The sequence below is a fragment of the Streptomyces sp. NPDC002825 genome (assembly GCF_040295385.1).
In the GTDB taxonomy this organism is placed as follows: domain Bacteria; phylum Actinomycetota; class Actinomycetes; order Streptomycetales; family Streptomycetaceae; genus Streptomyces.
On sequence record NZ_JBEOVH010000056.1, the window covers coordinates 1 to 12,985 of the forward strand.

Here is a 12,985-nt window from a genome sequence, read left to right on the forward strand (position 1 = left end):
GCCGTCTTCATGACCTCGGCGGACTGCAGCACGAACGGCAGCTGCATCTGGCCGGAGCCGAACAGCTCGCCGACGGTCTTCATGCCGTCGAGGAGGGTGTCGTTGACGATGTCGAGGGCCGGCCGGGTCTCCAGGGCCTCGTCGAGGTCGGCCTCCAGGCCGTTCTTCTCGCCGTCGACGATGCGGCGCTTGAGGCGCTCGTCGAGCGGCAGGGCGAGGAGCTCCTCCGCCTTCCCGGCCTTGAGGGACTTGGCCGTGGCGCCCTCGAAGAGGGCCATCAGCTTCTGCAGCGGGTCGTAGCCCTCGGCACGCCGGTCGTAGATCAGGTCGAGGGCGGTGGTGACCTGCTCCTCGTCGAAGCGGGCGATCGGCAGGATCTTCGAGGCGTGGACGATCGCCGAGTCGAGGCCCGCCTTGACGCACTCGTCGAGGAAGACCGAGTTGAGGAGGATGCGGGCGGCCGGGTTGAGGCCGAAGGAGATGTTGGAGAGGCCCAGCGTGGTCTGGACGTCCGGGTGGCGGCGCTTGAGCTCGCGGATCGCCTCGATGGTGGCGATGCCGTCCTTCCGCGACTCCTCCTGGCCGGTGCAGATGGTGAAGGTCAGGGCGTCGATGAGGATGTCCGACTCGTGGATGCCCCAGTTGCCGGTGAGGTCCTCGATGAGGCGCTCGGCGACGGCGACCTTGTGCTCGGCCGTACGGGCCTGGCCCTCCTCGTCGATGGTGAGCGCGATGAGGGCGGCGCCGTGCTCCTGGGCCAGTCGGGTGACCTTCGCGAAGCGGGACTCGGGTCCGTCGCCGTCCTCGTAGTTCACCGAGTTGATGACGGCCCGGCCGCCGAGCTTCTCCAGACCGGCCCGCAGGACGTCCACCTCGGTGGAGTCGAGGACGATCGGCAGGGTGGAGGCGGTGGCGAAGCGGCCGGCGAGCTCCTCCATGTCGGCGACGCCGTCGCGGCCCACGTAGTCGACGCAGAGGTCGAGCATGTGGGCGCCCTCGCGGATCTGGTCGCGGGCCATCTCGACGCAGTCGTCCCAGCGGCCTTCGAGCATGGCCTCGCGGAACTTCTTGGAGCCGTTGGCGTTGGTGCGCTCGCCGATCGCCAGGTACGAGGTGTCCTGGCGGAACGGCACGGTCTGGTAGAGGGAGGCGGCGCCCGGCTCGGGGCGCGGGTCGCGCGCGGGGGGCGTGAGGCCCTGGACCCGCTCGACGACCTGGCGCAGGTGCTCGGGCGTGGAGCCGCAGCAGCCGCCGACCAGGGACAGGCCGTAGTCGCGGACGAAGTTCTCCTGCGCGTCGGCCATCTCGGAGGCGGTGAGCGGGAAGTACGCACCGTCCTTGGTCAGCACGGGCAGGCCGGCGTTCGGCATGCACATGAGGGGCGTACGGGAGTGGCGGGCGAGATAGCGCAGGTGCTCGCTCATCTCGGCCGGACCGGTGGAACAGTTCAGGCCGATCAGGTCGATGCCGAGGGGCTCCAGGGCGGTCAGCGCGGCGCCGATCTCGGAGCCGAGCAGCATGACGCCGGTGGTCTCGAAGGCGAGGGAACAGATCAGGGGGACGTCCACGCCGAGGGCCTCCATGGCGCGGCGCGCGCCGATGAGGCTGGACTTGGTCTGGAGCAGGTCCTGGGTCGTCTCGACGATCAGGGCGTCGGCGCCGCCGGCGAGGAGGCCCTCGGCGTTCTGCTGGTAGCCGTCGCGCAGCACGCCGTACCCGATGTGGCCGAGCGAGGGCAGCTTGGTGCCGGGGCCGATGGAGCCGAGCACCCAGCGCTGGCGGCCGTCCTTGGCGGCGAACTCGTCGGCGACCTCGCGGGCGATCCGGGCGCCCGCCTCGGAGAGCTCGAAGATCCGGTCGGCGATCTCGTACTCGCCCGCGGCCGAGTGGTTGGAGCCGAACGTGTTGGTCTCGACGCAGTCGACGCCGACCTCGAAGTACGCCTCGTGCACCGAACGGACGATGTCGGGCCGGGTGACGTTGAGGATCTCGTTGCATCCTTCGAGGTTCTGGAAGTCCTCGAGGGTCGGGTCCTGGGCCTGGAGCATGGTGCCCATGGCTCCGTCGGCGACGACGACTCGGCTGGCGAGTGCCTCGCGGAGGGCGGCGGCGCGGTTCCGGCTGTCAGCGGAAGGGGTCGGCAACGAGGCCATGGATGAGCTCCCTGGGATGCGACGGCTGTCGGCTTTGCACCCTCGGGGGAGGGTGCACGGGGCCAGCGTAACCGCGCAGCGGCCGGGGTGGACACGGCGTCCCACGGGCCGGACGGCATCCTGTGTGCGGGGACTCCCGGTCCTGCCCCTCCTTGGCCGACACTGTGTGGTGTGACGCAAGGTCGGCATCGACCGATAGTGTTCAGCATTGTCGAACAGTGTGAGAAGGGTGAGGGGCCGGGCGATGGCGAAGAACATCCAGTCGCTTGAAAGAGCGGCGGCCATGCTGCGACTGCTCGCGGGCGGCGAGCGCCGGCTCGGCCTGTCCGACATCGCGTCCTCGCTCGGGCTCGCCAAGGGAACGGCCCACGGCATCCTGCGCACCCTCCAGGCGGAGGGCTTCGTGGAGCAGGACGCCGCCTCGGGCCGATACCAGCTGGGCGCGGAGCTGCTGCGGCTCGGCAACAGCTATCTGGACGTGCACGAGCTGCGGGCGCGGGCCCTGGTCTGGACGGACGACCTGGCGCGATCCAGCGGCGAGAGCGTGCACCTGGGGGTGCTGCACCAGCGCGGCGTACTGATCGTGCACCACGTCTTCCGGCCGGACGACAGCCGCCAGGTCCTGGAGGTCGGGGCCATGCAGCCGCTGCACTCCACGGCGCTCGGCAAGGTCCTCTCGGCGTACGACCCGGTGGCCCACAGCGAGGTCGTGGAGGTCGAGCGGGAGGCGTTCACGCCCCGTACGACCACGGAGCTCGGCGACTTCGAGTCGCTCCTCGACATGACGCGGGCCCGGGGCTGGGCGGCGGACGTGGAGGAGACCTGGGAGGGCGTGGCGTCGGTGGCGGCGCCGATCCACGACCGGCGGCGGATGCCGGTGGGCGCGGTGGCGGTCACGGGCGCCGTAGAGCGGGTCTGTCCGGGCGGGGAGCTCCGCCCGGAGCTGGTGGCGGCGGTGCGGGACTGCGCCCGCGCCGTCTCCAGGGACCTGGGGGCCAACCGCTTCTGACCGCCTGTGCGGGCGTGGTCACGGACCGCCCGCGACGCCGCAGAACCCGCCGGTAACGATCGCGTCATCGGCGGGTTTTTCACTTCCCAGACCCTTGACGCGCTGTTAACCCGGGGGCAAAACTTCCGTTCGTCGGTCGGCATTGTCGAACACCTAACGGCAATACGCGCTAGGGTGTGACAGTGCCAAGGGCCGGCAACGCCCTCAACACGAGGGCGCGGACCACCGGAGGGACCCGGGGTTCGCCTTCCCCTGGACGAAGGACAAAGGAGTCGCGGGTGTCCAGCTCCGACATCTTCCTCGGCGAGACCATCGGTACCGCCGTACTCATTCTGCTCGGCGGCGGTGTGTGCGCCGCCGTCACGCTCAAGAGCTCCAAGGCCCGCAGCGCGGGCTGGCTCGCGATCACCTTCGGGTGGGGCTTCGCCGTCATGACGGCCGTCTACATGACCGCTTCCCTCTCCGGCGCCCATCTGAACCCCGCCGTCACGGTCGGAATCGCGATCAAGGACGGGGACTGGAGCAACGTCCCGGTCTACATCGCCGGCCAGATGCTCGGCGCGATGATCGGCGCGGCGTTGGTCTGGGTGGCCTACTACGGCCAGTTCCAGGCCCACCTCACGGACCCGGAGACCGTCGGCGAGAAGCCGATCGAGGGCCCCGGCCCGGTGCTCGGCGTCTTCTCCACGGGCCCCGAGATCCGCAACACCTGGCAGAACCTGGCGACCGAGATCATCGGCACCGTCGTGCTGGTCCTGGCCGTGCTCACCCAGGGCCTCAACGACAGCGGCAAGGGTCTCGGCGTCCTCGGCGCCCTGATCACCGCGTTCGTCGTCGTCTCCATCGGCCTCTCGCTCGGCGGCCCGACCGGTTACGCCATCAACCCGGCCCGTGACCTCGGCCCGCGCATCGTGCACGCCCTGCTCCCGCTGCCGAACAAGGGCGGCTCCGACTGGAGCTACGCCTGGATCCCGGTCGCCGGTCCGCTGATCGGTGGCGCCATCGCCGCGGGTATCTACAACATCGCGTTCGCCTGAGCCGTCCTTCTTCCAGACTTCCCTTGGAGCACACCGTGACCGACGCACACACCTCCGGCCCCTTCATCGCGGCCATCGACCAGGGCACCACCTCCTCGCGCTGCATCGTCTTCGACAAGGACGGCCGGATCGTCTCCGTCGACCAGAAGGAGCACGAGCAGATCTTCCCGAAGCCGGGCTGGGTCGAGCACGACGCCGCCGAGATCTGGACCAACGTCCAGGAGGTCGTCGCCGGCGCGCTGGAGAAGGCGAACATCACCGCCGCCGACGTCAAGGCCATCGGCATCACCAACCAGCGCGAGACCACGCTGCTCTGGGACAGGCACACCGGTGAGCCCGTCCACAACGCCCTCGTCTGGCAGGACACCCGCACCGACGCCCTCTGCAAGGAGCTCGGCCGCAACGTCGGCCAGGACCGCTTCCGCCGCGAGACCGGCCTCCCGCTGGCGAGCTACTTCTCCGGTCCGAAGGTCCGCTGGCTGCTCGACAACGTCGAGGGCCTGCGCGAGCGCGCCGAGCGCGGCGACATCCTCTTCGGCACCATGGACTCCTGGGTCATCTGGAACCTCACCGGCGGCGTCGACGGCGGCCACCACGTCACCGACGTCACCAACGCCTCCCGCACCATGCTGATGAACCTCCACACCATGGCCTGGGACGAGAAGATCCTGCAGTCCATGGAGATCCCGGCCGCCGTGCTGCCGGAGATCCGCTCCTCCGCCGAGGTGTACGGCACGGTCAAGGGCGGCATCCTCGACGGCGTCCCGGTCGCCTCCGCGCTCGGCGACCAGCAGGCCGCCCTGTTCGGCCAGACGTGTTTCGCCGAGGGCGAGGCCAAGTCCACGTACGGCACCGGCACCTTCATGCTGATGAACACCGGTGACAAGATCATCAACTCCTACAGCGGCCTGCTGACCACGGTCGGCTACCAGATCGGCGACTCCAAGCCGGTCTACGCCCTGGAGGGCTCGATCGCCGTCACCGGCTCGCTCGTCCAGTGGATGCGCGACCAGATGGGCCTGATCAAGTCCGCCGCCGAGATCGAGACCCTCGCGTCCTCGGTCGAGGACAACGGCGGCGCCTACTTCGTGCCGGCCTTCTCCGGCCTCTTCGCCCCGTACTGGCGCTCCGACGCGCGCGGTGTCATCGCCGGCCTCACCCGGTACGTCACCAAGGCGCACATCGCCCGCGCCGTCCTCGAGGCCACCGCCTGGCAGACCCGCGAGATCACCGACGCCATGACGAAGGACTCCGGCGTCGAGCTGACCGCGCTCAAGGTCGACGGCGGCATGACCTCCAACAACCTGCTGATGCAGACCCTCTCGGACTTCCTGGACGCGCCCGTCGTGCGTCCGATGGTCGCCGAGACCACCTGCCTCGGCGCCGCCTACGCCGCCGGTCTGGCCGTCGGCTTCTGGCCGGACACCGACGCGCTGCGCGCCAACTGGCGCCGGGCGGCGGAATGGACCCCTCGCATGGACGCCGACAAGCGTGACCGCGAGTACAAGAGCTGGCTCAAGGCCGTCGAACGCTCCATGGGCTGGCTCGATGATTCGACCGAGGAGTAATACGAGATGACCACCCTGCAGAGCGTCCCTGCCCTGGGGACGCACCCGGCTGCCGGTTCCCTGCCGAGCCGCGCCGAGACCCGGGAACAGCTTTCCAAGGCGACGTACGACCTCCTGGTGATCGGAGGCGGCATCCTGGGCATCTCCACCGCCTGGCACGCCGCGCAGTCGGGCCTGCGGGTGGCCCTGGTGGACGCCGGCGACTTCGCCGGCGCCACCTCCTCCGCCTCCTCCAAGCTCCTCCACGGCGGCCTGCGCTACCTGCAGACCGGCGCGGTGAAGCTGGTCGCGGAGAACCACTTCGAGCGGCGTGCGGTCTCCCGCCAGGTGGCACCGCACCTCGCCAACCCGCTCACCTTCTACCTGCCCGTCTACAAGGGCGGCCCGCACGGCGCCGCCAAGCTGGGCGCCGGAGTCTTCGCGTACTCCGCCCTCTCGGCCTTCGGCGACGGCGTCGGGCACCTGCTCTCCCCCGCCAAGGCCGCGCAGGACGTGCCCGAGCTGCGCACCGACAACCTCAAGGCCGTCGCCGTCTACGGCGACGACCAGATGAACGACGCCCGCATGGCGCTGATGACGGTCCGCGCCGCCGTCGACGCCGGCGCCACCGTCCTCAACCACGCCGAGGTCACCGGGCTGCGCTTCACCCGCGGCCGGGTCACCGGCGCGGAGCTGAAGGACCGCACCACCGGCGACGAGTTCGGCGTGAACGCCCGCCTCGTGCTCAACGCGACCGGCCCGTGGGTCGACCACCTGCGCAAGATGGAGGACCCCAACGCGGCCCCCTCCATCCGCCTCTCCAAGGGCGCGCACCTGGTCCTCAAGCGGACCTCGCCGTGGAAGGCCGCCCTGGCCACCCCGATCGACAAGTACCGCATCACCTTCGCCCTCCCCTGGGAGGACATGCTGCTCCTCGGCACCACCGACGAGGAGTACGAGGGCGACCCCGGCCAGGTCGAGGTCACCGAGAAGGACACCGCCCAGATCCTGGACGAGGCCGCCTTCTCCATCCGCGACCAGCAGCTCTCCCGCGACCTGATCACGTACTCCTTCGCCGGCCTGCGGGTGCTCCCGGGCGGCCCCGGCGACACCTCCAAGGCCAAGCGCGAGACCGTGGTCACCGAGGGCCGCGGAGGCATGCTGTCGGTGGCCGGCGGCAAGTGGACGACCTTCCGCCACATCGGCCGCACGGTCATGAAGAAGCTGGAGCAGCTCCCGGGCCACCCGCTCGGCGAGGACTACGAGCCGGTGTCCGCGCTGCCGAAGCGGCTGCCGCTGCCCGGCATCGCCAACCCGAACGCCGTCGCCCACCGCCTGCTCGTCGACGGTCCGGCGCCCGGCCCCCGGATGGCCGCCGACACCGCCAAGCACCTGGCCACGCACTACGGCTCGCTCTCCTTCGACATCGCCCGGATGGCGAACGAGAACCCCGAGCTCGCCCGCCGGATACACCCGGACGCCCCGGAGATCTGGGCGCAGGTCGCCTACGCCCGCGACCACGAGTGGGCCGAGACGGCGGACGACGTGCTGCGCCGCCGTACGACGCTGACCATCCGCGGACTGGCGACGGACGAGATCCGCGCGGAGGTCGAGTCGATGCTGCGGAAGTAACTCCCGTAGGCACGAAGGCGGTCAGGGGCGGTTCCTCTTCGAGGGACCGCCCCTGTCGCGTGCCATGCGCCCGCCACACGGCCGCAACACTCGGCGCGCACAGTTGAGGCATGAAGTTTCAGGTGCTCTCGATCGTCCACCACTCCCCGCACCCGCTCACCGGCGAACTGCTGTCCGCCGCCGACCGGTTGGAGCAGGTCGTCACGCTCGGCGAGACCGCCGAACGGCTCGGCTTCGACGCGTACGCGGTCGGCGAACGGCACGCGGGCGCGTTCCTCTCCTCGTCCCCGACCGTGCTGCTCGCCGCGCTCGCCGCCCGCACCCGCCGGATCAGGCTGCTCACCGGCGTCACCGTGGTCGCGATCCTCGACCCGGTCCGGGTCGCCGAGGACTACGCGACGCTCGACCAGCTCTCCCGCGGCCGGCTCGAACTCGTCGTCGGCAAGGGCGCGGAGACCGGCCACTTCGACCTCTTCGGCCTGGACGAGGAGCGGCAGTGGGACCTCCAGAAGGAGAAGTACGAGCTGCTCCGCCGCCTCTGGACGGAGGAGGGCGTCGACTGGGAGGGCGAGTTCCGGCCGCCGCTGAAGAACGTGACCACGGTCCCCCGCCCGTACGCCGGTCCGCCCCGGGTCTGGCACGGTTCGGCCACCAGCCTCAACTCGCCCGAGCTGGCGGCGAAGCACGGCGATCCGCTCTTCACCGCCAACGCGATCCAGCCGCGCGAGGCGTACGCGAGGCTCATCGCCCACTACCGCGAGAAGTTCGAGGAGTACGGTCACGATCCCGCCCACGCGCGCGTGGCGGCCGGTTCCGGCGGGCTGCTCATCGCCGACACTCCCGAGCAGGCGGTCGGCCGGTACAAGGAGCTGTACGAGGCGAGGGTGCGGCAGAGCTTCAAGCCGCACCTGGAGGGCAGGGCCGGCTACAACACGCCGTTCCGCACGATCGAGGACGCGATCGCGGACGGCCCCCAGCTGATCGGCTCGCCGCAGCAGATCATCGACAAGATCCTCGGCTACCACGCGTCCTACGGACACGACCTGCAGTCCATCTCCGTCGACACCTTCGGTCAGTCGACGGCCGAGCAGCAGGAGACGCTCCGGCGCTTCGCCGAGGAGATCGCGCCGGTGGTGCGCAGGGAGGCGCCCAGCACGCTGTGGGAGGAGTGACTCCGCCGTGTGCGGAGGTGAGTTCCTGGGTAGTCGATCAAGGCCGCACGGGTTTTCGGGGATGTCCGGGGGCTGCGGGCGGACCACCGGAAAGCCGTAAGGTGGGGCCGTACGACAGGAACTTCGAATAAGGAGGCGCTGGGTGATCGAGCTCGAGGGGGTACCCGAGCTGATCGACCCGGTCATGGTGGCCGCGTTCGAGGGCTGGAACGACGCCGGCGACGCCGCCTCCACCGCGGTCGCCCATCTCGACCGGGAATGGAAGGGCGAGGTGTTCGCGGCGCTCGACGCCGAGGACTACTACGACTTCCAGGTCAACCGCCCCACGGTCTTCCTGGACAACGGGGTCAGAAAGATCACCTGGCCGACGACCCGGCTCTCGGTGGTCCGGGTCGGCGGCGAGAAACCCCGCGACCTGGTGCTGGTGCGCGGGATCGAGCCCTCGATGCGGTGGCGCTCCTTCTGCAACGAGCTGCTCGCCTTCGCGCACGAGCTGGGCGTGGAGATGGTGGTGATCCTGGGCGCGCTGCTCGGGGACACCCCGCACACCCGGCCGGTCCCGGTCAGCGGGGTGACCTCCGATCCGGACCTGGCGCGGACGATGGACCTGGAGGAGACCCGGTACGAGGGCCCGACGGGCATCGTGGGCATCCTCCAGGAAGCGTGCACGCACGCGGGCGTGCCGGCGGTGAGCCTGTGGGCGGCGGTGCCCCACTATGTGTCGCAGCCGCCGAACCCGAAGGCGACGCTCGCGCTCCTCAACCGTCTGGAGGACCTGATCGGGCTGCGCATTCCGCTGGGCGAGCTGCCGGAGGACGCGCGGGCCTGGCAGCTGGGCGTGGACCAGCTGGCCGCCGAGGACAGCGAGGTCGCGGAGTACGTGCAGACGCTCGAGGAGGCACGGGACACGGCGGAGCTGCCGGAGGCTTCGGGCGAGGCGATCGCCCGCGAGTTCGAGCGCTATCTGCGGCGGCGCGAGCCGGGCACGGGTCCCGGCTCGGGTCCTGGGGTGGCGACGGAGGGCGGCGAGTTCCTGCGGGACTCCGGCAGCGGCCGGACACGCCCTCCGAAGCCGGAGCAGCCGGGTCCCGAGTCGGTCCCGGGCGCGGACGGCGGCGAGGGCCCTGCCGAGGGTTCCGGCGAGGGGCCCGAAGGGTCCGACCGGCCCGACGGCTCCGAGGGGCCCGAAGGGTCCGACCGGCCCGAGGGCTCTGAGGGGTCCGACGGCTCCGAGGGGTCCGGCGGGCCCGGCGGCGAGACCGGGAAGTAGGCGGACGGAACGGGAGGGGTGCCCGAGGGCGCCCCTCCCGTTCGTGCGTCAGGAGCAGCCGAAGCGGGCCGCCGCCCAGTCGCCGTGGTCGCCGCTCTTCGACCCGTTGGTGTCCGTGATCTTCAGCCGGACGTGCCGGGCGCCGGTCACGTCGACGTTCACGGGCACGGTCGCGGAGGCGCCGGTCAGCCGGGGCGAGGTCCACAGGACCCGGCCGTCGGCCTCGACGGAGAAGGCCACGTCCCCGTAGCCGTCGATCTCGTCGTCGATGCCGACGTCGGCCGTGAAGGCGGTGCAGCGGCCGCCGAGGTAGACCTCGATGTCGGAGTCGGCGTGGGCGCCGATGCCCTTGGCGTAGGTCTGTCCGGCCAGGGTGAGCGTGTGACCGTCCCCGGCGGCGGACTCGCCGTTGGAGCGGTCGCGCTCGGGCGGTCCCCAGCCGTTGGTGGACCTGAGCCACGTCAGGTCGCTCGCCCAGGCGTCGGCGGTCGGCGCCGGGGGCATCACCCCGACCGCGAACCGCTGGACCGCGGTGCGGTCGGTGCCCGCGGCCCGGTGGCGGGCGGTCGCCGTGAGGGTCGCCTCGCCGGGCTTGGCGTCGGCCGCCGGGGTGACGGCGACCTCGACGCGGCGGGTGGTGCCGGCCGGGACGCGGGTGATCGGGGCGGCCGGGGTGACCTGCCAGCCGGCGGGGGCGTCGAGGGAGACCCGTACGTCGGTGGCGTCCCGGGTGCCCGCGGTGACGTCCACGGCCACGGTGCCGGGGGTGCCGGCACCGAGCTCCTGCCCGCCGGGGGCGGCGAGGACGGCGGAGGCGCCGGGGACGGCACCGCCGACGGCGCTGGTCTCGGTCAGGCGCAGTTCGAAGCCGCGGTCGGTGGACTGGGCCGCCGTCTTGATCCGGACCACTCCCCCGCGCTCGTCACGGTCGTACCACCAGCCCTGAGTGGCCGCGTCGAAGGCGGCGCGGGAGGTGAGGGCGGTCAGCGCGCGCCCGTCGAGCTTCACCGCGCCCGGCGCGTCGCCGGTGTGGACGGTGAAGGCGTACGGCCGTGCGGCGGGCTTGCCGGTGTACGAGCCGGTGCTGGCGCCCAGGCGGATGGTGACGTCGCCGGGGCCGGACTGCGGGGCGCCGACCTCGGCGCGCTGGATGGCGTACTTCCCCGTGCGGTGCTCGCGGGTGACGCCGTCGTCCTCGTACAGCTCGAAGGAGGTGCTGCCCTCCGGGTAGACGTCCCAGGCGATCGGGTCGCCGGGGGCGCGGTCCTGGTACGAGCGGAGGGAGCCGGGCCACATGGGGACGGCCGCCCCGGCCCGTACGAAGAGGGGCAGGGTGTCGAGCGGGGCGCTGTAGTCGTCGACGGTGACGGGGCCCTGGTAGGTGCGCCCGCTCCAGTAGTCGATCCAGGTGCCCTTCGGGAGATAGATGCCGTCGCGTTCCACGGCGTCCTGGTAGACGGGCGCGACCAGGAAATCCTCGCCGCTGAGGAACTCGTACTTCGCGGCGTCGGTCGCGGCCTTCGGGTCGTCCGGGTATTCGAGGGCGAGCGGCCGGGCGAGCCCGACGCCGGTCTTCGTGGCCCGGTGGGCGTGGCTGTAGATGTACGGGAGCAGGGCCTCGTGCAGCTTGAGCGAGGCGCGGTTGATGCTGGTGTACGGCTCGCCGTAGCGGAAGGGCTGCTTGTCATTGGCGGCCCAGCCGTCCATGGTCATGGTGACGGGCAGGAACATCTTCCACTGGAGGTCGCGGGTGTACGTCTTGGCGCTGCCGCCGAAGATGCCGTCGACGTCACCGGTGGTGTAGGCGAGTCCGGACATGGACGCGCCCGCGTACGTGGGGATCTGCCAGCGGATGTACTCCCAGCTGCCGGACTGGTCGCCGGACCACTGGACTCCGCAGCGCTGCGCGCCGGACCAGCTCTCGGGGGCCCAGGTGAAGCCGCGGGCGTCGCTGTTGGCCTCGATGCCGGCGTGGGCGTCCTTGCAGCCGTCGAGGGCGAACTTGTAGCCGGAGCCGACCCAGGCGACGTCGAGCTTGGCGACGCGCTGGCCGGCCTTGACCTGGTCGGCGAGCTTGTCGATGCCGTCCTCGGTCCACAGGCCGAGCTTCATGTCGCGCTCCGCGAGGCCGGCGGAGGTCTCGGCGAGGTTCTCGTAGCCGCAGCCGTAGCCGTCGTTGACGAGCATCCAGCCGTTGGGCATGTCGTTCGCGACGTAGCCGTCGGCGACCTTCAGGGCGTCGAGGGTGTGGCGCTCGCCCCGGTTGGCGTTGTGGAGGTAGCAGTCGGAGTCGCCTATCTCCAGGCCGTACACGGGCGGCAGGAAGGGCTTGCCGGTGAGCCGGGTGTACTGGCCGATGACGTCCTTGACGGCGTCGCCGCCGCTGCCCGCGAAGTAGTAGGCGTCGAAGCGCTGTTCCTTCGCGCTGGTGGTGACGGGGTCGGTGAACGCGTAGGTGTTGGGCGCGTAGGTGTTGCGGTAGACGCCGTAGCCGGCGGAGGAGAGGTAGAAGGGGACGGAGTTGGGGTGGCCGCCGTCGTTCCAGTTGTAGTCGACGCCGACCTCGACGGTCTTGCCGCGGTGGGAGGTGTTGCCGCGCCCGTTCTGCATGCCGGCGCCGTAGAACTGCTCGTCGGCGCCGCGGGCGAGGGTCTGGACGGTGCGGTCCTGGTTCCAGGTGAGGCCCTGGGTCTCGGTCCAGAGCGGGGTGCCGTCGGCGCGCACGGCCGAGAAGCGCAGCGGTGACTTGGTGGCGCGCAGGGTCACCTCGGCGGTGGCGAGCTCGTACCGGTCGCCGAGGTCGCGCCAGCGGGTGGCCGGGGGCGGGCCCTGGGGCAGCGTGATGTCGCTGCCGGTGGGGTCGGTGAACCTGCCGTCGGGGGCGAGTTCGATGCGGAAGGTGTCGGCGGTGACGAAGGAGACGCGGGCCTCGGTGTGGCCGGCGGTCAGCCGGTAGACGGCCCCGTCGGCGGCGAAGCCGGTGACGTCGCCGACCGTGGTGTCGGTGGGTGTGGCCGACGCGGCGGAGCCGGGTCCCGCGAAGGCCGCGAAGAGCCCGAGGACGGCTCCGGCGAGTGCAACTTTCATGCGTGATGATGATTGCATGGAGGTTGTTTAGCGCAGGAGTGAGCATCCCCGCCAGGACAAAACGGAACCGCCCCCGGA

At 71.2% G+C, this 12,985-nt stretch carries 8 protein-coding genes; 6 read left to right on the top strand and 2 right to left on the bottom strand.

Annotated features, from left to right (window positions below):
- The coding region (locus ABT041_RS37860) for a homocysteine S-methyltransferase family protein (protein WP_351193416.1) at positions 1–2,153 on the bottom strand (2,153 nt) is incomplete at its 3' end.
- Between the two features lie 244 nt (positions 2,154–2,397).
- On the opposite strand from ABT041_RS37860, the gene ABT041_RS37865 reads away from it, so the two are divergent.
- From ABT041_RS37865 to ABT041_RS37890, 6 genes are all read left to right on the top strand, one after another.
- On the top strand, positions 2,398–3,162 hold the full coding sequence (locus tag ABT041_RS37865) for an IclR family transcriptional regulator (protein ID WP_351193418.1): 765 nt from the start codon (positions 2,398–2,400) through the stop codon (positions 3,160–3,162).
- Positions 3,163–3,440: 278 nt separating this feature from the next.
- A complete protein-coding gene (locus ABT041_RS37870) occupies positions 3,441–4,199 on the top strand; it encodes an MIP/aquaporin family protein (protein WP_351193421.1) in 759 nt (252 codons plus the stop codon).
- Positions 4,200–4,234: 35 nt separating this feature from the next.
- Positions 4,235–5,767: a glycerol kinase GlpK gene (gene glpK, locus ABT041_RS37875; RefSeq protein ID WP_351193424.1), complete on the top strand. Its 1,533-nt coding sequence runs from the start codon at positions 4,235–4,237 to the stop codon at positions 5,765–5,767.
- A gap of 6 nt (positions 5,768–5,773) precedes the next feature.
- Positions 5,774–7,378 (top strand): glycerol-3-phosphate dehydrogenase/oxidase, encoded by a 1,605-nt coding sequence (locus ABT041_RS37880; RefSeq protein ID WP_086830979.1) that lies wholly within the window; start codon positions 5,774–5,776, stop codon positions 7,376–7,378.
- A 110-nt stretch (positions 7,379–7,488) separates the two neighbouring features.
- Positions 7,489–8,550: an LLM class flavin-dependent oxidoreductase gene (locus ABT041_RS37885; protein ID WP_351193427.1), complete on the top strand. Its 1,062-nt coding sequence runs from the start codon at positions 7,489–7,491 to the stop codon at positions 8,548–8,550.
- A 142-nt stretch (positions 8,551–8,692) separates the two neighbouring features.
- Positions 8,693–9,820 carry a PAC2 family protein gene (locus ABT041_RS37890; protein ID WP_351193430.1) on the top strand — a complete coding sequence of 376 codons (1,128 nt, stop codon included), beginning with the start codon at positions 8,693–8,695 and terminating at the stop codon, positions 9,818–9,820.
- A gap of 48 nt (positions 9,821–9,868) precedes the next feature.
- Here the strand turns inward: ABT041_RS37890 and ABT041_RS37895 are convergent, their stop codons facing one another.
- Entirely contained in the window at positions 9,869–12,925 is a 3,057-nt protein-coding gene (locus ABT041_RS37895) for an NPCBM/NEW2 domain-containing protein (RefSeq protein ID WP_351193433.1), read from the bottom strand.
- Positions 12,926–12,985: the final 60 nt, after the last annotated feature.